Origin of the sequence: Pantoea sp., assembly GCF_028283705.1 — a bacterium.
Taxonomy (GTDB): Bacteria; Pseudomonadota; Gammaproteobacteria; order Enterobacterales; family Enterobacteriaceae; genus Pantoea.
Window position 1 is genome coordinate 70,485 of record NZ_JAPWKD010000002.1, and the last position, 22,818, is coordinate 93,302.

General features: G+C 52.7%; 22 protein-coding genes and 3 tRNA genes. 13 read left to right on the plus strand and 12 right to left on the minus strand.

Features of this window, described 5'->3' with window-relative positions:
* Window positions 1–153: 153 nt before the first annotated feature.
* The 4 genes from PW844_RS01370 (at window position 154) to PW844_RS01385 (ending at window position 5,332) form a co-directional block, all read left to right on the plus strand.
* The gene (locus PW844_RS01370) at window positions 154–2,340 is read left to right on the plus strand and encodes a type I secretion system permease/ATPase (protein ID WP_299445913.1); all 2,187 of its coding nucleotides are present in this window, start codon (window positions 154–156) and stop codon (window positions 2,338–2,340) included.
* Window positions 2,333–3,553, plus strand: a complete 1,221-nt coding sequence (locus PW844_RS01375; protein ID WP_299445916.1) for an HlyD family efflux transporter periplasmic adaptor subunit — start codon at window positions 2,333–2,335, stop codon at window positions 3,551–3,553. Before PW844_RS01370 ends, PW844_RS01375 begins: the two co-directional genes overlap by 8 nt.
* A gap of 4 nt (window positions 3,554–3,557) precedes the next feature.
* Complete coding sequence (locus PW844_RS01380) at window positions 3,558–4,886, plus strand: TolC family protein (protein ID WP_299445919.1); 1,329 nt, start codon at window positions 3,558–3,560, stop codon at window positions 4,884–4,886.
* Window positions 4,887–5,146: 260 nt separating this feature from the next.
* The gene (locus tag PW844_RS01385; protein ID WP_084873822.1) at window positions 5,147–5,332 is read left to right on the plus strand and encodes a ribbon-helix-helix protein, CopG family; all 186 of its coding nucleotides are present in this window, start codon (window positions 5,147–5,149) and stop codon (window positions 5,330–5,332) included.
* Window positions 5,333–5,388: 56 nt separating this feature from the next.
* Here the strand turns inward: PW844_RS01385 and PW844_RS01390 are convergent, their stop codons facing one another.
* The 7 genes from PW844_RS01390 to uvrY form a co-directional block, all read right to left on the minus strand.
* The gene (locus PW844_RS01390) at window positions 5,389–5,667 is read right to left on the minus strand and encodes a hypothetical protein (RefSeq protein ID WP_299445925.1); all 279 of its coding nucleotides are present in this window, start codon (window positions 5,665–5,667) and stop codon (window positions 5,389–5,391) included.
* Between the two features lie 561 nt (window positions 5,668–6,228).
* Window positions 6,229–6,315, minus strand: a tRNA-Leu gene (locus tag PW844_RS01395).
* Between the two features lie 11 nt (window positions 6,316–6,326).
* Window positions 6,327–6,400: transfer RNA gene (locus PW844_RS01400), tRNA-Cys, on the minus strand.
* A 43-nt stretch (window positions 6,401–6,443) separates the two neighbouring features.
* Window positions 6,444–6,519 (minus strand) — tRNA-Gly (locus tag PW844_RS01405).
* 142 nt (window positions 6,520–6,661) lie between these two features.
* On the minus strand, window positions 6,662–7,210 hold the full coding sequence (gene pgsA / locus PW844_RS01410; RefSeq protein ID WP_084873771.1) for a CDP-diacylglycerol--glycerol-3-phosphate 3-phosphatidyltransferase: 549 nt from the start codon (window positions 7,208–7,210) through the stop codon (window positions 6,662–6,664).
* A 68-nt stretch (window positions 7,211–7,278) separates the two neighbouring features.
* A complete protein-coding gene (gene uvrC / locus PW844_RS01415) occupies window positions 7,279–9,111 on the minus strand; it encodes an excinuclease ABC subunit UvrC (RefSeq protein ID WP_299445930.1) in 1,833 nt (610 codons plus the stop codon).
* Window positions 9,104–9,763 carry a UvrY/SirA/GacA family response regulator transcription factor gene (uvrY, locus tag PW844_RS01420; protein ID WP_299445933.1) on the minus strand — a complete coding sequence of 220 codons (660 nt, stop codon included), beginning with the start codon at window positions 9,761–9,763 and terminating at the stop codon, window positions 9,104–9,106. Before uvrY ends, uvrC begins: the two co-directional genes overlap by 8 nt.
* A 430-nt stretch (window positions 9,764–10,193) precedes the next feature.
* On the opposite strand from uvrY, the gene PW844_RS01425 reads away from it, so the two are divergent.
* Window positions 10,194–10,418: a DUF2594 family protein gene (locus PW844_RS01425; protein ID WP_084873768.1), complete on the plus strand. Its 225-nt coding sequence runs from the start codon at window positions 10,194–10,196 to the stop codon at window positions 10,416–10,418.
* A gap of 32 nt (window positions 10,419–10,450) precedes the next feature.
* Here the strand turns inward: PW844_RS01425 and PW844_RS01430 are convergent, their stop codons facing one another.
* Together PW844_RS01430 and sdiA are read right to left on the minus strand one after the other, a co-directional pair.
* Entirely contained in the window at window positions 10,451–11,062 is a 612-nt protein-coding gene (locus PW844_RS01430) for an acyl-homoserine-lactone synthase (protein WP_299446770.1), read from the minus strand.
* A 122-nt stretch (window positions 11,063–11,184) separates the two neighbouring features.
* Window positions 11,185–11,907 (minus strand): transcriptional regulator SdiA, encoded by a 723-nt coding sequence (gene sdiA, locus PW844_RS01435; RefSeq protein ID WP_299445943.1) that lies wholly within the window; start codon window positions 11,905–11,907, stop codon window positions 11,185–11,187.
* 564 nt (window positions 11,908–12,471) lie between these two features.
* Here sdiA and PW844_RS01440 point away from each other — a divergent pair.
* The gene (locus tag PW844_RS01440) at window positions 12,472–13,146 is read left to right on the plus strand and encodes a DUF4396 domain-containing protein (RefSeq protein WP_299445946.1); all 675 of its coding nucleotides are present in this window, start codon (window positions 12,472–12,474) and stop codon (window positions 13,144–13,146) included.
* Window positions 13,147–13,498: 352 nt separating this feature from the next.
* Entirely contained in the window at window positions 13,499–14,890 is a 1,392-nt protein-coding gene (gene cycA, locus PW844_RS01445; protein ID WP_299445949.1) for a D-serine/D-alanine/glycine transporter, read from the plus strand.
* A 40-nt stretch (window positions 14,891–14,930) separates the two neighbouring features.
* Here the strand turns inward: cycA and PW844_RS01450 are convergent, their stop codons facing one another.
* A complete protein-coding gene (locus PW844_RS01450) occupies window positions 14,931–15,905 on the minus strand; it encodes a metal-dependent hydrolase (RefSeq protein WP_299445952.1) in 975 nt (324 codons plus the stop codon).
* A gap of 24 nt (window positions 15,906–15,929) precedes the next feature.
* On the minus strand, window positions 15,930–16,565 hold the full coding sequence (gene rutR, locus PW844_RS01455; protein ID WP_299445954.1) for an HTH-type transcriptional regulator RutR: 636 nt from the start codon (window positions 16,563–16,565) through the stop codon (window positions 15,930–15,932).
* Window positions 16,566–16,870: 305 nt separating this feature from the next.
* Here rutR and rutA point away from each other — a divergent pair, with 305 nt between their 5' ends.
* The 6 genes from rutA to rutG are packed head-to-tail and all read left to right on the plus strand — an operon-like array spanning window position 16,871 to window position 21,799.
* The gene (gene rutA, locus PW844_RS01460; protein ID WP_299445956.1) at window positions 16,871–17,962 is read left to right on the plus strand and encodes a pyrimidine utilization protein A; all 1,092 of its coding nucleotides are present in this window, start codon (window positions 16,871–16,873) and stop codon (window positions 17,960–17,962) included.
* Window positions 17,962–18,672, plus strand: a complete 711-nt coding sequence (gene rutB / locus PW844_RS01465; protein WP_299445959.1) for a pyrimidine utilization protein B — start codon at window positions 17,962–17,964, stop codon at window positions 18,670–18,672. The genes rutA and rutB overlap by 1 nt, the downstream gene beginning before the upstream one ends.
* 49 nt (window positions 18,673–18,721) lie before the next feature.
* Window positions 18,722–19,117 (plus strand): pyrimidine utilization protein C, encoded by a 396-nt coding sequence (gene rutC / locus PW844_RS01470; RefSeq protein WP_013508575.1) that lies wholly within the window; start codon window positions 18,722–18,724, stop codon window positions 19,115–19,117.
* A complete protein-coding gene (gene rutD / locus PW844_RS01475) occupies window positions 19,117–19,923 on the plus strand; it encodes a pyrimidine utilization protein D (RefSeq protein WP_299445967.1) in 807 nt (268 codons plus the stop codon). Before rutC ends, rutD begins: the two co-directional genes overlap by 1 nt.
* On the plus strand, window positions 19,910–20,425 hold the full coding sequence (gene rutF, locus PW844_RS01480; protein ID WP_299445970.1) for an NADH-dependent FMN reductase RutF: 516 nt from the start codon (window positions 19,910–19,912) through the stop codon (window positions 20,423–20,425). The genes rutD and rutF overlap by 14 nt, the downstream gene beginning before the upstream one ends.
* Window positions 20,426–20,470: 45 nt before the next feature.
* The gene (gene rutG / locus PW844_RS01485) at window positions 20,471–21,799 is read left to right on the plus strand and encodes a pyrimidine utilization transport protein G (RefSeq protein ID WP_299445973.1); all 1,329 of its coding nucleotides are present in this window, start codon (window positions 20,471–20,473) and stop codon (window positions 21,797–21,799) included.
* On the opposite strand, the gene PW844_RS01490 is transcribed toward rutG, so the two are convergent.
* Entirely contained in the window at window positions 21,796–22,719 is a 924-nt protein-coding gene (locus tag PW844_RS01490) for a DMT family transporter (protein WP_299445976.1), read from the minus strand. The genes rutG and PW844_RS01490 overlap by 4 nt on opposite strands.
* Window positions 22,720–22,818 lie beyond the last annotated feature (99 nt).

A 22,818-nucleotide genomic window follows, 5' to 3' on the forward strand; every position in this document is an offset into this window, starting at 1 on the left:
TAATTAATCACAGGAATAAAGCCAGACTCCCTATTATTATCCCCCGCCAATCTTTTCATCCCGTGCCAGTACAACTTAAAAAATAAAAACATAAAGAAAAGAAAAAATAAAGGCGGATGACATTACCATTACCCAGGAATAGAAAACGTCATTATGAAAGAAAATTGTAACCCGTCATCTTCTGCACATCAGGCGCAAGATACCTTACTTTGTGCCATCCGCTGGCTGGTCAGACACCATGGAAAAACCGCCAGCGAAGATGTGCTCTATGCAGGTCTTCCCCGGAGTGAACGCCTGGCTCCCGATATTGCGATGCTGATGCTGGAACAGACCGGGATTCAGGCGGGATGGGTGGAGAGAGATATTCTGACGCTATCTGAATCGCTTTACCCGGTGATCCTCGCCATGGCAAGCGGTGAATACGTAGTCCTGCTGGAAAAGCATCAGGAACAATACAGTCTGCTGACACCCATCGATGGCACCTTGCGCCATGTTTCACCAGAGACATTGGCTAATGAAGCCGCAGGTTTTGCTTTGCTGACAAAGTTAAAGGTTCAGCCCGCCGCCCGTGGCGACCAGGATATTTTGCCTGATAGCGATCGTTCTGGACATTGGCTCTTTTCCAACCTCTGGCGCTTTCGCCAGTATTTCTACAGTGCAGCACTGGCTGCGCTACTTGCCAATGTGCTGACGTTATCGACCACATTTTTCACCATGAACGTCTATGACCGGGTGGTGCCAACCGGGGCTTATGCCACGCTCTGGTCACTGGCAATCGGTGTGCTGATTGCTATTACCTTTGAATTTATTGCGAAACAGATAAGAACCTGGCTGGTCGATTCCGCCGGAAAAAAAGCCGACCTGCTGGTGGGATCACTGCTGTTTCGCAAAACGCTGGCGATACGCATGGAGTGCAAACCGCGCTCAGCCGGTTCATTTGCCAATCAGCTACGGGAATTTGAATCAGTCAGGGATTTTCTCTCTTCGGCCACGCTGGCGACACTTTCCGATCTCCCCTTTTGTCTGCTGTTCCTCAGCATCATGTTCGCCATCGGAGGGCCGCTGGCAATGATTCCGTTGCTGGCAATACCGGTGATTATCATTGCCGGCGTCGCGATCCAGTGGCCGCTGTCACGGTATATGCAAGAGAACATCAGTGAGATTTCGCAGAAACAGGGATTGGTCATCGAAACCATCGTCGGGCTGGAAACCCTTAAAGCGGTGAAGGGTGAGTGGGTGATGCAAAAACGCTGGAATGATTTCAGCGCGCTGGCGGCGGCATCGTCCATGAAAACCCGCTATCTATCGAATCTGACCAGTAATTTTGTCAGCTACGTGCAGCAGGTCTGTACCATTCTGATCGTGCTGTGGGGCGTGTATCTGATTCATGCCGGGGAAATGACCATGGGGGCACTGGTCGGGATGGTGATCCTCTCAGGGCGTTCGTTATCACCGTTGGCTGCCGTGGTTGGCCTAGCCATTCGCTTCCAGCAGGCAAAAACAGCCTTACATTCCCTGAATCGACTGATGGCGATGCCGACAGAGCGCGATAAACAGACGCACTTTTTACCGTCACCGCCGCTCAAAGGGGAAATTGCACTACGCCACGTCGGTTTTCATTATCCCAAAACCGGTCTGCATGATCCTCAACCCATTCTGCATCCGTTAAATATCAACATTCGACCGGGTGAACGCGTCGCCATTTTAGGCAGTATCGGGAGTGGCAAATCGACGCTATTGAAAATTCTCGCCCGCCTCTATTTGCCCACCCAGGGGCAAATGACGATGGCTGCGCTCGACGTCAATCAAATCGATCCCGCCGACTGGCGTTCCGCCTGTGGCTATGTTTGTCAGGACAATCGCCTGTTTCAGGGAACGTTACGGCAAAACATCATTATGGGAAATCCTGCCGTCAGCACTGAACACTTTTTGCAGGTGGCGACATTAACGGGCATTGATGCTATCGCCCGCCGTCACCCTTCCGGGTACGACATGCCGGTTGGTGAAATGGGGCAAGGATTGTCAGGCGGGCAAAAGCAACTGGTTTCTCTCGCCCGCTGTTTACTGCTTAATCCCACGATTTTACTGATGGATGAACCCACCAGCTCAATGGATAGCACGTCGGAAGCGCAGTTTATTGCGCAATTGAAACAGGTAATCCAGCAGAAAACCCTGGTGATTGTGACCCACCGCGCGGCGGTGCTAAGTCTGGTTGAACGCATCATTGTGCTGGAAGATGGAAAAGTTCTGGCTGACGGCCCCAAGGCACCCATTCTGGCCAGACTTTCTCAATCGTCACTACCGGCCAAAGCCGGGTGCAAGGGGGCGACCCATGCGTAACAAAACGCCTCTTCAACCGGCTGATATGCCGTTTCTGGACGATTTGCAAAGCGCCATTATTCTGCAGAAAACTCCCAAGAGCATGCTGGTTTTATGGCTGCTGTTATTCGTGGTCGTCACAGCGCTGGTCTGGGCGCATTTCGCCGTGGTTGAAGAAGTGACCAAAGGTGAGGCCAAAGTGATCCCCGCCAGCCATGAACAGATCATTGAAAGTTTTGAGGATGGCACGCTGGAAGCGCTGTTTGTGAAAGAAGGCGACCTGGTGGAAAAAGGTCAGCCTCTGCTCAAGCTGGATTCGACACGCTCAGAGGCCAATTATCAGGAAGAGTTGTCCAAATCACACAGCCTGAAAGCGGCAATCGCCCGCGCCAGGGCGGAAGCCTATGATTTACCGTTAACTTTTCCCGAGGGAATAAATGAATTTCACACCCTGATTCAGGATGAAACTCAGGCTTATCAGACCCGCCGAAAATTGCTGGAGGAGAGCATCAGCTCCCTTTCACATAACCTGAGGCTGGCGGAAGAAGAGGTAAATTTGTCAGAACCGCTGGCGAAACGCGGATTGATATCAGATATGGAGATCCTCCGCCTGCGGCGGCAGGCAAACGATCTCCGGCTACAAATAGCCGACCGCACCAATAAGTACCATTCCGACGCCAACAGCGAGTTGACCCGGATGGAGTCCGATCTGGCCCAGGTCGAGGCGCGGCTGATTGGACGCAAGGATGTGATTAAGCATGCTCTGATTACCGCCCCGGTCAGAGGGACGATCAACAGTATCAAAGCCACGACCATTGATGGCGTTATCTCGCGCGGCGAACAGATTATGTCTCTTATCCCGTCAGAAGATAATTTGCTACTGGAGACCCGCATCAAACCCACCGAAGTCGCCTTCTTGCGCCCTGACCTGCCCGCTACGGTAAAAATCTCCGCCTATGATTTCGCCATTTATGGCGGACTTGACGGCGTCATCGAGAGCATCAGCCCCGATACCATTATTGATGAAACCAAAGCGCGTTCCGGGCGTGAGGATGCAACCTATTACCGTGTCTATATCCGCACCCACGGCACGAATTTACACGTCAAAGATAAAAGTTTCCCCATTATTCCGGGGATGACCGCCAGCGTTGAGATCAAAACAGGTGAAAAAACCATCCTGTCTTATCTGCTTAAACCGGTTTTGAAAGCGCGCGAAGCGTTCAGGGAGAGATAAAAACATGCACAAGGCAATGATTACGCTATTGATGCTGACCCTCAGCCGTGCGGGTATGACCGCCCCCGTTACCCCTCCCGTGACGCACGACACGATGATGAGCAATGCCACCCGCTTCTGGCTGGCGAAGACGGTCAATCAGGCGATGGATTTCAGCCCTGAAATCCGGGTTGCTGGCGCTGACAAACAAGCCGCCGATTTCGATATCGACCGGGTGAAAGGTGCGCGCTGGCCCCAGATTCAGCTCGGCACGACGGCACCAATGGCCTCTTTTGGCAGTGGCAGCCACACAGGGAATAATCGTCTGGATGACAGCAGCCTCTCACTGAATGTCACCACCACGTTGTTTGACTGGGGGAAGAATCGCGAAAATATTGGCAGCGCCACACAGCAGGCAAATGCGGCAACGTACCAATATGATTATCAGCAACAACAGATTGCTTACAGCACGCTGAGTCAACTGATCGAATTAAGCCGCAACCAGCAAAATCAGAAGATTACGCAAGCTTATGTGAAACGCATGCGCACCCTGGTCAATATGCTGGTTGAAATTACCCAAACCGATGCAGGAAGGCACAGTGAGTTAGTACAGGCAAGAGCAAAGCTTTTAGCGGCAGAAGCAAGCTTGCAGCGGGTCACTGACCAGCGCAAACAGGTGGAAATCACGCTGTTCCGTCTTACCGGAGAACAAGTCAGTCTACCGGATAATTTCGACTGGACAATGCAACCCATCCCCACTTCACTGGTGATCAGTCGGGTGGAAAAGCACCCAACATGGTTAAAAGCACAGGCAGAAGCTGAATCCGCCGCGCATGATGTGGCGGCTGCGGAGGCCAGTACGCTGCCACAGCTTAATTGGGTGATTGCTAAAAGCACGGCCAAAGACAGTTATGGCAACCCTGGCCAGTGGTACACCGGGCTGAATATCCAATGGAATGCCTTCACCGGCGGAACGGAAAAAGCCGCCATCCAGGCAGCATCGGCGCGGGCGTCGGCCAGACAATCGCAGTTCACCCAAACGCATATGGATATGGAATATCAAATCCACAATCTCAGCCAAAGCCGGGATGCTGCGGAGATACAAAGTCGCGAATACCAAAAGCTCAGTCAGGAAACCGATATGGTCAGCAAAATTTACTACGAGCAATGGTTACGCTTGGGAAAACGCACGTTACTTGATGTGCTAACAGCGGAAAATGATTGCTACAACAACCATATCGCGGCGGTAAATGCCCGGCATGATGCTTACAGCGCTAACGTTAAGCTGGTAACTACAGCCAGTATGACCTTTGAATGGTTTGGCTTGCGCGCAAATAAGGGCGGAAGAAACTGAATTGTAAAAGGGGGAATGCCAGCTTTTCGTTCCTGGTAGCGAAAGTGAACCAGGCTGACATCCATTGGATCCAAAAATGTTATACAGAGGTTCAGGAATGGAAAAAGCTTATCTAAACAATAGTTAATGAGGGGGATTGAACTAAACTTAGTTTGATCATTCTGTTTACTCTTTGAGCCAATGCCGCCCGGCCTTAGTGGGCGCTCAGGGCGAGAAGGTCAGTTTCAGTAATTTCTATTTCGAAGATAAAGGGTTGAACCATGATTCAATCAGCCAGTGACATTCAAAAACGCAGCGACGAAAAACGCGGTATTAAACCTAAAACCTATAAGCTCCCTTTGAGTACCATCGCGCGGATAGAATCGCTCGCGAATCTGAAAGGGATTTCTCAGGGTGCAATTATTACTGCAGCCATTGATATTTACGATCAGTCGCTAAAAAGCTAATCACAGGCCGCCATTGTGCGGCCTTTCTGGCAATACTGACGTTTCCCACGGCCTCGTTAGCCACAACGATAATTGATTTCTTCGCTGACTAACCTCCGGCCTTCTTCCGTCAGTCTTACCTCGTAATAACGCGTAATATCGGTTGGATAAAAAACAAATTCCACCAGCCCATCCCGTATCAGGGGAGCCAGACTGCGACAATTAACCTCCCTGTGTTTATGGCTTCGGATATCGTGCCTGACTTCATACCCCATTGCTTTATCACCGCGTAACAGGAACTTCGTTCCCTTTTGCATGCGGTGCAGGACGATCATTTTCTCCTGAGAAATAATCATTGAGTTCCCCTGGCAAAAGTTGCACATAGCGGTCAATCATGTTTCCCAGCAATACCAGCACTCATATCACTGGTTTGAAACAGTGCGATGTGTGACACGTCATCGTGTTGTCGTAATGTGTAACAATATTGTTGCCGCATATTCCGCAAAAAGGCCAGGGTACCCCCCCTCGTATTTGGCTGATAAATCATTAGGCATTTTCCTGGTTATTTGTAGATGTCAGTTACGGGGAGGGGGGGTTGATAGATGAGCTATTTTGCGAAGTCAGGTCATTAGACAAACGTGATCGTCGAAGAGAGTGACCCCGATAGGCCCAGCGAAAGCGCAATTACGCGCTAATGAACGTGATCTGCAGCATATCATTCCTGCGCTTTCCCCCCAATCCTGATCCCGCGAAGTGGGTTTTTTCATCATCTGCAAAATTGCAGTAGTCGCTGCGGTGGGTAGTCAGAAAAAGAACAGCGAATATCAGGAAATCCGAAACAAAAAAACCGCCCTTGGGCGGTCACGACATCACTGCTTATTGCTTTGATTTTATTCGGTTTGAATCGGTATTCAATATGGTGCCCGGGGCGGGACTTGAACCCGCACGACCTTACGATCGAGGGATTTTAAATCCCTTGTGTCTACCGATTTCACCACCCGGGCAGGGTGTAAAGTGGAGGCGCGTCCCGGAGTCGAACCGAGGTGGACGGATTTGCAATCCGCTGCATGGCCACTCTGCCAACGCGCCTTTCAATCTGATGTGCATTCCGTTACGAACAGAGTGCTAAATCTGGAGCGGGAAACGAGACTCGAACTCGCGACCCCGACCTTGGCAAGGTCGTGCTCTACCAACTGAGCTATTCCCGCATTATCATCGAACTTGCTGATTTTATTTATCTTTTGGCAGATACGCTGCCGTTCGATGCGATGCATTCTACTGAACTGGCGCAATGAGTCAATAAAATTATCCTCACAGTGCGTCCGTTTGCTGCTTTTTAAATCGCATCGATCACCGTTCGAACAAATCACCCCGCGCTGCGTTCAAATACTGGAACATTGACCAGAACGTCAGCACTGCCGCGATATATAAAGCGACCACACCCACGCCAATCACCGTGGCATCAGGACGCCATAACAGCGCCACCAGCGATAGCATTTGCGCTGTGGTTTTCACTTTACCAATCCAGGAGACGGCCACACTGCTGCGCTTACCTATTTCCGCCATCCATTCACGCAGCGCAGAGATAATGATCTCACGGGCGATCATCGTGGCAGCGGGCAGTGTAATCCACCAGGCGTGGAAATACTCCGCCACCAGCACCAGCGCTATCGCCACCATCACCTTATCGGCTACCGGATCAAGGAACGCACCAAAACGCGTGGTTTGTTTCCAGCGACGCGCAAGAAAGCCATCGAACCAGTCAGTTACTGCTGCAACCACAAAAATGAACGCCGTAACAAAAGGTGCCCAGTGAAATGGCAGGTAGAAAGCCAGCACAAAGAAAGGAATCAGCACGACCCGAAACAAAGTAAGACATGTAGGAATGTTAAATTGCATATGCCAGTAACTGTCTGGTATGGGTAGAATTTAACGTATGTTCCTACATTGCCCCCCCTGTTTCAATGCTAGTGTTTCAGTGAATAGAAGATTTTTTCTGCCAGCGCGAAGGAAATGCCCGGAACCTTCGCTATCTCCTCCACACTGGCATTCATCAACGGTTGCAGGCCACCCATGTACTTCAGCAGCTGTTGACGGCGTTTCGGCCCGACACCTTCGATACTTTCCAGTGCACTGGTGTTCTTAACTTTGGCCCTTTTTTTCCGGTGGCCTGAGATCGCATGATTGTGAGAGTCATCACGAATATGCTGAATGACGTGCAGTGCTGGCGAGTCCGGCGGCAGTGAGATGCCCTCACCTTCCGCTTCGAAAAACAGCGTCTCAAGACCCGCTTTACGATCGCTCCCCTTCGCCACCCCGAGTAAAACAGGACGGTCTTTGTCCCATGGCACATCCAGTTCGGCAAACACCTGTTTAGCCTGCGCCAGCTGACCTTTACCGCCATCAATCAGGATGACGTCAGGGATTTTATCTTCTTCCAGCGCTTTACCGTAACGACGCCGTAATACCTGATTCATCGCTGCATAATCATCACCGGGGGTAATGCCCTCGATATTGTAGCGGCGGTAATCACTACGCAGCGGGCCATTGCGATCAAATACCACGCAGGAAGCAATGGTCTGTTCACCCATGGTGTGGCTGATATCAAAACACTCCATACGATTGATCTGGTCCAGTTCGAGGAACGTCGCCAGTGCAGCTAATCGCTGCTGTATCGTGGAATGCTGTGACAGCCGCGTGGTCAACGCGGTAGCGGCATTGGTTCGTGCCAGCTTGAGGTATCGGGCTCGATCGCCTCGCGGTTTGCTCTGGATATTCACCTTCCGCCCGGCCAGCTCGCTGAGCGATTCAGCCAGCAACTCGCGTTCCGGCAGGCTGAAATCCAGCAGGATATCGGTGGGTAAAGTACGCGCCTCACTGCCCTGCAAATAAAATTGGCCGAGGAAGGTTTGTACCACCTCCGCCAGTTCAGTATCCGCCGGCACCTTCGGGAAATAACTGCGGCTACCCAGTACTTTCCCCTGACGAATAAACAAAACATGCAGACATGCCATGCCGGCATCGTAGGCGACGCCCATCACATCCAGATCATCACCCTGATTGGAGACAAACTGCTTCTCGGTAATGCGACGCACCGCCAGAATTTGGTCACGCAATCGAGCGGCTTCTTCAAAACGTAGATCCTGGCTGGCGGCTTCCATTCTTTTGACCAGTTGATTCAGCACCTGGTCATCCTTACCCGCCAGAAAGAGCCGCACATAGTCGGTTTGCTGCGCATACTCTTCTTCAGTGACCAGACCCGCTACACAGGGGCCGAGGCAACGACCAATCTGATATTGCAGACATGGCCGTGAACGATTGCGATAAACGCTGTTTTCGCACTGACGAATCGGGAACACTTTCTGCAGCAGCGCCAGAGTTTCACGTACTGCATAACCGTTCGGAAACGGGCCAAAATATTCGCCTTTGGCATGTTTGGCCCCACGGTGCATCGCCAGCCGCGGATGGGTATCTGCGCTGAGAAAGATGTAAGGATAAGATTTGTCATCACGCAGCAGCACGTTATAGCGCGGCTGATACAGCTTGATGTAGTTATGCTCCAGCAGCAACGCTTCGGTTTCGGTATGCGTGACCGTGACATCGATTTGCTGGATATTGCTGACCAGCGCTTCGGTCTTACGGCTACCCACCTGGGAACGGAAATAGCTGCTGAGGCGTTTTTTGAGGTCTTTGGCTTTGCCAACATAGATCACCGTGCCTGTCGCGTCATACATACGGTAGACGCCGGGCTGACTGGTCACGGTGCTGAGAAAGGCTTTGGAATTGAAAACGTCACTCACTACTGATTAACGGCTCCGCATTATACAGGCCATGTCGAATGGCCAGATGCGTTAACTCCACATCGCCACTGATGTTCAGCTTGCTGAACATACGATAGCGGTAGCTGTTAACGGTTTTCGGGCTAAGACTAAGCTGCTCGGAAATTTCCGTCACCTTCTGCCCTCGGGTGATCATCAGCATAATCTGCAATTCCCTTTCCGACAAACAGCTAAAGGGGGATTCGGCTTTCTGCGGCTCAATCTGGCTCAGTGCCATCTGTTGCGCAATATCAGATGCAATATAGCGTTGTCCGGCGTGTACCGAACGGATAGCGCTTACCACTTCCTGCGGCGCGGCACCTTTGCTGAGATAACCCGAGGCGCCTGCCTGCATGACTTTGGCTGGCAGTGGGTTTTCGGTATGAATAGTCAGCATGATGATGCGAATATCCGGGTTGTAACGCACGATTTTGCGCGTTGCTTCAAGACCGCCAATGCCGGGCATGTTCATGTCCATCAGCACGACGTCCACCGGGTTGTTACGGCACCATTTCACCGCATCCTCACCACAGGCCACTTCCCCGGCAATTACCAGTCCCTTCATATCTTCCAGTATGCGACGAATGCCGGCGCGTACCAGTTCATGGTCATCAACAAGAAGCAAGCTGATCAACGGGACGTACTCCGCAGGTTAGTGATGGGGAATATATTTTCAGGAGGCTTATCTTACCGGGTTTTCCGGGGAAAGAACATCGCCCGCCGCAGATAAATCCCGCTTCAAATGATACAAATCAAATAGAGGTTATGGACCACTCATTTTTAGTATCCGGCAATAACACGCGAGAATAAAAAAGTAAAATAGCCACCAATATCATTAAGTTATAATTTATAACATGCTTCGCTTTATGCTCATGACACGCAAAATAAATAATGCTTTCCGTCATTTTTTATTGACGATAAATACAGCAATTTCTCATTTCGTTTTTAGCATGAATTTCTGATTTCAGCGCGAATAAATTGCTCTGACAACCATATGATATACTCTGTTTTTTGCGCACAGGAAGAATGTGCCTGGATCATGTAACACAACCAGGGAGTCGATTATGAGTGATGAAGACTTTGTAACCTCGCAGGAAACGCAGAAGCTGGCAGATGAAGTTGCCTGCCTGAAAATGATGGTCACACTGATTCTGAAAGGCATGGGTCAGGCGGATGCCGGGAAAGTGATCATCAACATGGAACGCTATGTGCAAACGTTAGGGGAAAAACCGCAGGCGGAAGTATTCAGCAACACCATTCGCCAAATCAAAACCGCCTACCGTCAGTAAGCGGCCTGCCCCGCGCCGCACGCGCGGGGACATCAGCTGTGTGATTGCCAGTTAACGGAAACACCCAACGTCGGCAAGACTTCTTCCGGGCTAAACCGCCGCGTACCGCGGTATTTATCAGCCAGGGCCGGTTGGTGCACAGGAATGCGAATGGCGAACAGGTTATCCTCAGACTGAATCAATCCTGGCGACAACGGTTCATAAATCACCTGATGCTGTTCAAACATCTTTTCCAGCATCGGCGTAGCGGAGCTGATCAAAAACTCCATATTACTTAATTCTGCCAGCTGCACCGAGTGCCACAGAATGTTGAGCGGTAGCTCCGCATCCACTTCCAGTCGGGCAGAAAAGCGTGACATTTCCCACACCTTTTCATGGCTGAAAGGAAGCACCAGACCTTCGGTGACTTCGGGTTCCTGCCATGGCATCAGACGGGAACAGCCGCAAATCCCGCGCCGAGGATCCCAGGCAATCATCCAGGTCACATCCGAACGATCGAAACGGTCATACTCCTGACCCGGGGTGCTTAATCGAGGTGGAATGGACCATCCCTCACCACGCGCAAACACGCTGTAGCGATACGTCCCCAATTCCGCCAGCAGTGAGGACGGCATATCCTTTAACTGGGTTTGAATTATTTTCATCATGCGCCCCTGACATCCCCATGTTTGCAATGATTTCTATGCGCCAGCCTGGCAAAGTTCCGGCGCAGGGTAGACAACTGGCTTCGGGCTGGGAACTACTAAAGTTAGTAGTTGCCTTTTCGCTAAATCAGACCAATTGCTGCGGCATAACAGGCAATTTGCGTTTTATTGGAAACATTAAAGCGCTTTTGCATATTTTTTTGGTGAAAATTCACCGTGTGTTCAGAAATCGCTAAAATAAGCGAAATTTCCGCTGAGGTTTTTCCTTCCGCCGTCCATTTCAGAATTTCCAGCTCGCGCTGACTAAAATCATTAGATAAAACCGCCATCGAGCTATCATTGAGACGCCCCAGCGCGCGCAGACTCAGTTCCGCCAGGAAGTGAAGTTTTACCTCCAGCTCAACGCGTAAGTGTCGGGTCTTACTCTGTTGCTTAGACGCAATAGATAATATACCAATGGCACGATTTGATGCCATTGCGGAGCAGGAAAAACCACTCATCAGGCCATAAGCATTAGCTTCAGCCCATAAGTTGCCGGCCCCGGTAAACAGGTCATGCGTCCACTCCACCCCGTGGCCCGGTCGTTGACAAAGTAACAGCACCGGATCGACCGCATAATAGTTCTCACTTTCATACCGGCTGACCCAGTTTTCAGGATAAGTGCTAAACAAAAAGATCCTCGGTCGGGTGAAAGGCACCGGATGCTGGATCAAAAAGGCAAAGTAATCAAATCCCAGTGTTTCTACGTGTTTTTGTATGAGCGATTTCAATTGCATCACTGCGGTAACAGCCTGAAATTGAATTTCGGTCTCGCCTCGCCAGACGAAATAATTATTGGTCGTCATTATTGCCTCAGCGCGGTTTAACGCTCTTGCACCTTGTTATTCGAACTGATTAACACAAAAATTAAATTAGTTAGAGAAAAAATATTGATGGAAAAGAGTTCCAGCCGTCAGAGCACAATCATAAACATCCGGTTGTCAATGCGTTACCGTAATGGAATGGATTGGGCATATCGTCTTTGTTAACAACATCACAATTTTCACTGATGCTGACGATTAGAATAGGATTTTTCTTATGTCGTTTCAATCTCTCTGACCATTGAAAATTTTCAATAGTTTGATAAGTATTCAGCATCATCATTAAATGAAATCTATTCTTTACAGTGTTTTAACCTCTCCTTCCAGGTTAATTTATGCCACATTTCCGCCTCACCTTATTCTTTATCTCATTTATTTCTGCTATCCGTTCACTTTTTCACCCCTCGCAGTGATTCCCGTCAGGCAGGTTTCCAGCTACTCTTAGCAGTGAGCGGCGTAACACGCAACGGTGATTTGCAGGGGAAGACAATGCCGCAGCCGGGCTGACCGCATTGTCGCGCGTATTCGAGAAGCTAAGCGGGACTGACTATGTTGAACCAGTTGGCATTACCCTTCCTTGTTCTGGGTGGCTGTACCGCCCTGATGATTTTAAAAGACCTCTTCCGTCACCCTCATCCGGTCGCGGTGATGAATATTATCTGGCCATTAACCGGGCTATATATGCCATTCATTGGCTGGCTGGCCTGGTGGTATCTGGGGAGAAAACCCTCACGTCAGGTAAAACTTGCCCTGCTGGTTCCGCAAAAATTACATCGTAACGCTGGCTGGCAAACCATTTTTATTTCCACTTCATTATCCGCCGCTGCCTGTATATTTGGCGACATAATGACACTCCCGATAATCACCCTACTAAACCAATTTGCGATTAATCCGACATTATGGATCGAGGCAATTATTTGCGTTTCTATTTCGTTATTAATGGGGTTATTTTTCCAGTTTCTGGCAATTCGCCAACGTGAAAAACGTTCATTCGGCAGCGCGTTATTATTAGCGCTAAAAACTGAAATTTTTCCGCTGCTGATTTATCAGGCAGGAATCTTTCTCTTTATGGGGCTGGCCCTAAAATTCGTGTTAAATCAGCAAATCAACCCACTGCTGGTCGGATTCTGGTTCATGCTTCAACTCGCGATGATAATAGGTTTTCTCTTCTCCTGGCCCGCTAACCATTTCCTCATCAAACGCGGACTCAATCCAGCAGTATAATCTCAGCGCCCCTGGCCGCTAACGCACATGCCGAAATGAAAATGGCTGGCATGTGCGGCGGTGCCATCAGGACCAGGGCTAACCGCAATCTTCATCCCCTGATCACCTTTACCCCATTACCGCTTAAGCGCCCTTCCTGCTGAAATTGCTTAATTTTCACCCGCAATGGTGAAAGATTGCGCCATGTAAATATTTACTGACAGCGCAAAGCATGCAAAAGGTCGCAGATGTTAAAAAACAATTACCGAGAGCTAGCGCTATTCCACTATCTTATGCCACTTGCCCTGTACAACAGCAGGTTAATTAACAGCCAGCAGAGCTGACACAACATCGAAACAGGAAAGAAATCGTTATGGTTGATCAATCCAAAGAGGCACTCCTCACAACGGAGCAACCGGAAAAACTCCGGCGCAATCTCCACAACCGCCATATCCAGCTTATCGCCATTGGGGGTGCTATCGGCACCGGGCTGTTTATGGGATCCGGCAAAACCATCAGTCTGGCCGGACCGTCGATCATCTTTGTTTATATGATCATCGGTTTTATGCTGTTTTTCGTGATGCGAGCCATGGGGGAGTTACTGCTCTCCAATCTGGAATATAAATCCTTCAGCGATTTCGCCGCTGACCTTCTTGGCCCCTGGGCCGGTTATTTCACTGGCTGGACCTATTGGTTCTGCTGGGTCGTGACGGGCATCGCCGATGTGGTGGCGATAAGTGCTTACTTCCAGCTCTGGCTCCCGGACTTCTCCATCTGGATGAGCGCCCTGCTGTGTGTCGTAGTGTTCCTGACGCTGAATATCGCCACCGTGAAGATGTTCGGCGAAATGGAGTTCTGGTTCGCGATTATCAAAATTGTCGCTATCGTCGCGCTGATTATTACCGGCGTCGTACTCGTGACGATGCACTACCCTTCACCGGGTGGCGGTACAGCTTCGCTGAGCAATATCTGGGACCATGGCGGTATGTTCCCGAAAGGATTGAGCGGCTTTTTTGCCGGTTTCCAGATTGCGGTGTTTGCCTTTGTGGGAATTGAACTGGTGGGAACTGCCGCCGCAGAAACTCACGACCCGCACAAAGTGCTACCGCGTGCCATCAACGCCATCCCGTTGCGTGTCATTATGTTTTATGTACTGGCGCTGATGGTGATTATGGCGGTGACCCCGTGGAACCAGGTGCTGGCCGACCGCAGTCCCTTTGTTGAGATGTTTGTGATGATCGGCCTGCCTGCTGCCGCCAGCATCGTCAACTTTGTGGTGCTCACCTCCGCAGCGTCCTCTGCCAACAGCGGCATTTTCTCCACCAGCCGCATGCTGTTTGGTCTGGCAGAACAAGGAGTGGCACACAAGGCGTTTGGCCGACTGTCGGCCCGTGCCGTACCGACCACCGGTCTGTTTTTCTCCTGCCTGTGCCTGCTTGGCGGTGTGGCGTTGATTTATCTGATCCCGGATGTGATGACCGTATTCACGCTGGTCACTACAGTATCAGCGATTCTGTTTATGTTCGTCTGGACCATCATCCTGTGCAGCTATCTGGCCTACCGTAAACAGCATCCTCAGCGTCATGCGGAGTCAACGTTTAAGATGCCTCTGGGTAAATTTATGTGCTGGGTATGTATGGCGTTTTTCGCCTTTGTCCTGGTGCTGTTGACCCTGCAGGATGACACCCGCCATGCCCTGATGGTCACACCGCTGTGGTTTATGATTTTGACTATGGGCTGGCTGCTGCGTCGACGTAAAGCCTGATCGCTCTAAAAGTATAAGGCCCGCTAGCGGGCCTTATTTTTTATATCCTTTCGCGCAATTTTCTCCACGCTTCTGCCAGCGTAGGCCGTAACGACGGTTCCCGTGTGGGGGCGGCATCCGGTGCATCTGGCGCACCGAGATTAAAGGTAAAGGTGTAATTCGGCTCCTCGCCCATACGCAGATCGGTAATCAGTGTATCGCTCCCCTGCTGGCGCATGGCATAAAAACCATGACTGAACCAGGCGACGCGTTCGGCCAGCCATTGACCTTTAAAAGGTGTGAACAAAGCTGGCTGGCGATCATACCAGTGAATCTCTAGCGGACGATTCGGTGACAGCAGCGACCAGTAGGCTTCACCATAACGTTCCGGTGTCATGATCACCGTACGCCATACCAGGGTGTTAAACGCGGTAGGCGTCACCAGCAGTCGCTCAGGTTGCATTCTCTGTTGAGCCAGCTGCTGGCCAATATGCTGCGTTGCCATACTTTGCGCCACCATACTCCAGCCAAGATACAGGGTGCTTACCACCAGCCCGACCTGATTCCAGCGCAAGCCGATCCTGTCGCGCCGCCCCAGTGCCACACCCAGCGCAACCAGCAACGGCAACGTATACAACGGGTCGATGATGTACATACTTCCGACAGCATAGGGGCAATCCGTCAACGGCAGACCGAGCTGCGTCCCATAGACCGTCATCAAATCAAGTAACGGATGGGTGATCAGCGCCAGCCAGATAGCCAGCCACCAGGCAACCCAATGCTGGCGCTGACGGAGTAAACCCGCCACCAGCCAACTCAGCAACGGAGAGACCAGGGTAAGCCACAGCAACGCATGGCTTTCGCTGCGATGCAGCGTCATATTGCGAATGGCGTCGCCGTGATCAATAAATACATCCAGATCGGGTAAGGTACCGATCACCGCACCGACCAGCGCTGACTGCCACACCGGCACGCGCCGGCCCATCACCGCCACGCTTACCGATGCACCTAATGCCAGTTGTGAAAGCGAATCCATGCAAACTCCTGTGCCAGCGAGGGATTAACGTACGCGAATCCCTTCAATAATCATGCGCTGCACGTTATCTACCGTCTGTTCAAAGAACGCGGGATCGCTCAGCGTCTGTCCGGTAATGGCCTCAACCTGCGAGGCGAAATCGGCGTAATGCTGGGTGGTGGCCCACAGCAGGAAAAACAGATGCTGAGGCCGTACACCCGCCAGCCGCCCTTCATCGATCCACTGTTCGATGATCGCCGCCTTTTCATCCACCAGCGTTTTAAGGTCTCCCGCCAGTTCTCCCTTCAGCAAAGGCGCTCCTTGCAGCATCTCAAGGCAGAACAGACGCGATGCCTGGGGATGATCACGTGAAACTTCCAGTTTCAGGCGAATATAGCGACGGATGGCCGTCAGCGGCTCCTGATCGTGACGCAGTGCGCGCAGCGGTGCCAGCCAGACATCCAGAATCTCTTTCAGCACTGCAATGTACAGTGCCTCTTTCGAGGGGTAGTAATAAAGCAGATTGGTTTTTGACACATCGGCGCGCTCCGCCACTTTATCGAGGCTGGTGCCGTGAATACCAAATTGCGAAAAGAAGGTCAGCGCCGCTTCCAGAATCGCTGCCCGTTTTGCCGCTACCGCACGAGAGCGACGCGTTGGCTTTTTTTCATCACTTTTCACACTGTTACCTCATCCATTGTGCGTACGCGCATCATAACAAAGCCCCCCGCTCCTGCCTAATACCGCCCCTGCACCTTTTTTGACCACTGACGCATGAAAAATGTGCAGCTTATTTTGACCATCCGGTCCAAAACGGACCATTTACTCCGTTTTTTCTTATCCCGATTTTTTAACATCATGTTGTATAAGACATTTAAAAATGTGGCACAGGCTTTGCAAAATTGTGACGGAGCGCCGCCGGCAGGGAGCGAGCAGGACGCAGCGCAGCGCGTGAAACAAACCCGTTATTTGCTGAGAGGTTTCACATGAAAATTGGCGTCTTTATCCCGATTGGTAACAATGGCTGGTTAATTTCCACCCATGCTCCACAGTACAAGCCGACGTTTGAATTGAACAAAGCGATTGTGCAAAAAGCTGAGCATTACCACTTCGACTTCGCACTTTCGATGATCAAACTGCGTGGCTTCGGCGGGAAAACCGAATTCTGGGACCATAACCTCGAATCATTCACCCTGATGGCCGGGCTGGCAGCGGTTACCTCGCGCATTGAAATCTATGCCACCGCCGCCACGCTGACGCTGCCACCCGCGATTGTGGCGCGCATGGCCTCCACCATCGATTCTATCTCCAATGGACGCTTTGGCGTCAACCTGGTGACCGGCTGGCAAAAGCCGGAATATGAACAGATGGGACTATGGCCCGGTGATGACTACTTCGCCAGCCGCTATCAATACCTGACCGAATACGTCACCGTGCTGCGCGATTTGTGGGGCAACGGCCAGAGCGATTTCAAAGGTGAATTCTTCACCATGAACGATTGCCGCCTCAGCCCCCAGCCGCAAAGGCCGATGAAGGTGATCTGCGCCGGGCAAAGTGATGCCGGTATGGCGTTTTCGGCACAACACGCCGATTACAACTTCTGCTTTGGCAAAGGCGTGAACACACCAACCGCCTTCGCCCCCACCGCCGCACGCATGAAACAGGCCGCCGACAAAGTGGGTCGGGATGTCGGTTCTTATGTGCTGTTTATGATCATCGCCGCCGAAAGTGATGAAGCCGCACGCGCCAAATGGGAGCACTACAAAGCGGGTGCCGATGAAGAGGCACTCGCCTGGCTGACGACCCAAAGTCAGCAGGACACCAAATCCGGTAGTGACACCAACGTACGCCAGATGGCCGATCCCACCTCCGCCGTGAACATCAATATGGGTACGCTGGTGGGTTCCTGGGCCAACGTGGCACGAATGTTGGATGACGTTGCAGGGGTAGAGGGTACGCAGGGCGTGTTGCTGACTTTTGACGATTTCCTGCAGGGGATCGAGGACTTTGGTCAGCATATTCAGCCGCTGATGCAGTGCCGTCATGCTTTGATTGAATCGCAGAAGGAGGTTGCCTGATGACTGCCGTTGTTTGCGCCCATACATCGACCTTAGCGCAGGTCACCCTGCCCGCACGCCCGGAAGCCATTGCCTTCCCGCCCGCGCAAAGCGCCCTGATTGTGGTGGATATGCAAAATGCCTATGCCACCAAGGGCGGCTATCTCGATTTGGCCGGTTTTGACGTCTCTGCCACCAAACCGGTAATCGCCAAAATTCACCAGGCCGTGACGGCCGCCCGCGCCGCCGGTATCCAAATCATCTGGTTCCAGAATGGCTGGGACGATAAATACATCGAAGCCGGTGATGCCGGATCGCCCAATTTTCATAAATCCAATGCCCTGAAAACCATGCGTAAGCGCCCCGAACTGCAGGGCACGCTGCTGGCGAAAGGCGGCTGGGATTATGCTCTGGTGGATGAACTGGTGCCTCAGCCGGGTGACATCGTCCTGCCCAAACCCCGTTACAGCGGCTTCTTCAACACGCCGCTCGACAGCATGTTGCGCAGTCGTGGTATTCGCCACCTGATATTCACCGGCATTGCCACCAATGTCTGCGTGGAATCGACGCTACGCGACGGATTCTTTCTGGAATATTTCGGCGTGGTGCTGGAAGACGCGACCTACCAGGCCGGACCGTCATTTGCGCAACAAGCAGCAATCTTCAATATCGAAACGTTTTTCGGTTGGGTCAGCGACACCGACACCTTCTGTGAAACGCTAACATACTGAAATCACGACCGTTATCACCTGCAAAAACAACGAAAAGGAAGCTCAAGCCATGCCTAAAAGTGTCATTATTCCGCCCGGCACCACCACACCTATCGCCCCTTTTGTGCCCGGTACCCTCGCCGATGGCGTAGTCTACGTGTCCGGTACCCTGCCATTCGATGCGCAAAATAATGTGGTGCATGTAGGCGATGCCGCAGCACAAGCCCGCCACGTACTGGAAACCATTAAAAAAGTGATTGAAACGGCAGGCGGCACCATGGATGACGTCACCTTCAACTCCATCTTCCTCACTGACTGGAGTAACTACGCCGCCATTAATCAGGTGTATGCCGAATACTTCCCTGGAGATAAACCTGCTCGCTACTGCATTCAATGCGGGCTGGTGAAGCCGGATGCGCTGGTCGAGATTGCCACAGTGGCACACATCGGCAAACAGGAGGCGTAATGCATCTTGAGATTCAGGGTTTACAGACGAAGGATGCACCGACGCTGGTGCTCTCCTCCGGCCTGGGGGGCGTTGCCGGTTTCTGGCAGCCGCAACTGGCGGCACTGGGGCAGCATTATCGCGTGGTGACCTACGACCAGCGCGGCACCGGGCGCAGCCCGGATACGCTGCCTGAAGGTTACAGCATGGCGATGATGGCCGCCGAGCTGGCGGATGCGCTGGAGCAGCAGGGAATCGAGCGCTTTGACCTGATCGGCCATGCACTTGGCGGGCTGATTGGCCTGCAACTGGCGCTCGATTATCCGCAGCGTGTTGGACGCGTGGTGGTGATTAATGGCTGGCTGTCACTCGATGCCCACACCGGACGTTGTTTCCAGGTCCGCCAGGATCTGCTGCTCAATGTGGGGGTTGAGGCTTTTGTCCGCGCCCAGCCACTGTTTCTTTATCCTGCTGAATGGCTGGCACGCCATCAGTCGCGGATTGAAGCGGAAGACGCCCATCACGTGAAGCATTTCCAGGGTATGGAAAACCTGTTACGCCGCTTATACGCGCTGAAAAGTGCCGATTTCCGCCCCTATGCGGCACGTATCACCCAGCCAGTACTGGCGATCTACAGCCAGGATGATCTGCTGGTGCCGTGGAGTTGCTCCCCGCAACTGGCGGCCGCGCTACCCAACGCCAGCCTGATCGAAATGACCTGGGGCGGGCATGCGATGAGCGTGACCGATGCGGAAAACTTCAACGCGCTGTTGCTGCAATGGCTGGAGGACAGCCGCTGTCAGGAGGCCAAAGATGAGTGTGCATGAAATCTCACCGCCCGTTGAACGCCAGACGTTTCGCGATGCGATGTCGCGTCTGGGTGCTGCCGTCAACATCATCACCACCGACGGTCCGGCAGGCCGTGCCGGTTTTACCGCCTCGGCGGTATGCAGCGTGACCGATTCACCGCCGACGCTGCTGGTGTGCCTGAACCGTTCAGCCTCGGTATGGCCGGTGTTTCGCGACAACGGTTACTTATGCGTGAACACTCTGGCCGCCGGGCATGAAGATCTCTCCACGTTGTTTGGTGGCAAAACGCCCATGGCCGAGCGCTTTCTCGCCGCCCGCTGGCATACGCTCACCAGTGGCTCACCGCTGCTGGACGGCGCGCTGGTGTCGTTTGATTGCAAAATCACCCAGGTAGTCAGCGTCGGGACTCACGACACTTTATTTTGCGAGGTGCTGGCGCTGGTGCGGAATGAAGAGCCGCACGGCCTCGCCTGGTTTGACCGCGGATATCATCACTTTTCACGGCAGGAAGCCCGCTAACGCCGCCTTGTGCGGTCCGGTTCCACAGACACTCTGGAGAAGACGATGGCGAGTTCCTGGTTTCCCCGCTGGCAGAAAAAGTCAGCCTTGACTGAAAATGGACTGATTGCACCGGATGAAACGCTGCCGCTCGGGCAGACCGTGATTCTGGGCCTGCAGCATGCTGTGGCAATGTTTGGTGCAACGGTGCTGATGCCGTTGCTGATGGGGCTGGACCCAAATCTGGCAATTCTGGTTTCCGGGATGGGTACCTTGCTGTTCTTTGTCGTCACCGGGGGGCGCGTGCCCAGTTATCTCGGTTCCAGTGCGGCCTTTGTCGGTGTGATTATCGCCGTCACCGGCTTCAATGGTCAGGGACTCAACCCCAACCTGGCGCTGGCGCTGGGTGGGGTGATCGCCTGTGGTGCTCTGTACACGCTGATTGGTTTTGTGGTGATGAAAGTGGGTACTGGCTGGATCGAACGCCTGATGCCACCGGTAGTCACTGGTGCGGTTGTCATGGCAATTGGGCTGAATCTCGCACCGATTGCGGTACATAGTGTGTCATCGTCAATGTTCGACAGCTGGATGGCGGTGATGACAGTGCTGTGTATTGGTCTGGTGGCGGTGTTTACCCGAGGCATGGTGCAGCGTTTGTTGATCCTGGTCGGGCTGATTGTCGCCTGGGCCATTTACGCCCTGCTGACCAATGTCCTGGGGTTTGGCAAGCCGGTCGATTTCACTGGCGTTGCCAACGCCGCCTGGTTTGGCCTGCCGCATACCACCACGCCGGTGTTTGATATGCAGGCGATCGTGATGATCGCACCGGTGGCCATCATTCTGGTGGCGGAGAACCTTGGGCATATCAAAGCCGTGGCGGGGATGACCGGGCGTAATCTTGATCCCTGGATGGGGCGAGCTTTTGTTGGTGACGGCCTGGCGACCATGCTATCGGGATCGATCGGCGGCAGCGGTGTGACCACCTACGCGGAAAACATTGGCGTGATGGCGGTAACAAAAGTCTATTCCACGCTGGCCTTTGTCGCGGCGGCGTTGATTGCTTTGGTGCTGGGCTTCTCACCCAAATTTGGCGCGCTGATCCATACCATTCCTAGTCCGGTGATTGGTGGAGCATCGATCGTGGTGTTTGGCCTGATTGCCGTGGCAGGTGCACGTATCTGGGTACAAAATAACGTCGATTTCAGCCAGAACAGCAATCTGATTATGGTGGCCACCACGCTGGTTCTGGGTGCCGGGGATTTCGCGCTAAAAATAGGTAACTTCACCCTGGGCGGCATCGGCACCGCCACTTTTGGTGCCATCATTCTTAACGCTATTCTGCGCCGTCGCGGTACCAGCCTGGGTGAAAACCAGGCGGCACGCCAAAACAGTTAAGGCTCCTGCATCTCCTGCGGTGCCAGCTCAGGCACCGCTTTTTTGCGCCGGACACGTAATTCACTGACGATCACCCCGCAGACAATTAACGCACCGCCCAGCAGCGCCGCCGCCGGTAAACGCTCACCTGCCAGCCGTCCCACGACCCCTGCCCATACCGGTTCACCGGCGTAGATCACCGTCGCACGCGTCGGTGAGACACTGCGCTGCGCCCAGTTCATGGTGACCTGAATCAGCGCGCTGGCGGCACCGAGGCCCAGCGCGCTCAGCACCAGCGGCGTGCTGAATGTCGGTAACGTTTCTCCATTGGGGATCATCAACACGAAAGCACAGGCCGATGCGACTGCCAGCTGGATCAGCGTCACACGACGCACATCAACCTGACCAGCAAACCGGCTGATCAGAATGATTTCAGCGGCAATCGCCAGGGTGCTCAGCAGGGTGGCAATTTCACCGGCGTTTAGGGCGAAACGGCCATCCTGCGGACCCGCCACCAGCAACAAGCCAATAAACGCCAGCAAAATCCCCAGCCACGCCATCAATCCGGGTGGACGACGTAAAAACAGCCACTGCAACAGCGGTACCACTGGCACGTAAAGCGCAGTCAGAAAGGCTGACTGGCTGCTGGAAATGGATTGCATACCCCAGGTTTGCAGGCCATAGCCTCCGGCGATAGCCACACCGATCAACACCCCCGCCTTGCACTCCAGCCAGGTGGTTTGCTTCAGGTAACGGCGAAAGAAAAAAGCCAGCAGTAACGCCGCTGTAGCAAAACGCAGACCGACGAAGAAGAATGGGCCGGAGTGAGCCATTGCCCGATGCACCACCAGAAAGGTGCCGCCCCAGACCATGGTAATAAAGATCAACACAAGTTCCTGACGCGTCAGGCGCAGGGAAAGATGAGAAGAAGCTGAAGACATAAAGCACCACGATGTGAATTCGGGCGTCATTTTCGCAGAGTCAGAAGGCATTGTCACCGCCGGGCGCTCCCGGCGGCGGAGGGAATTACTGCACAGCCG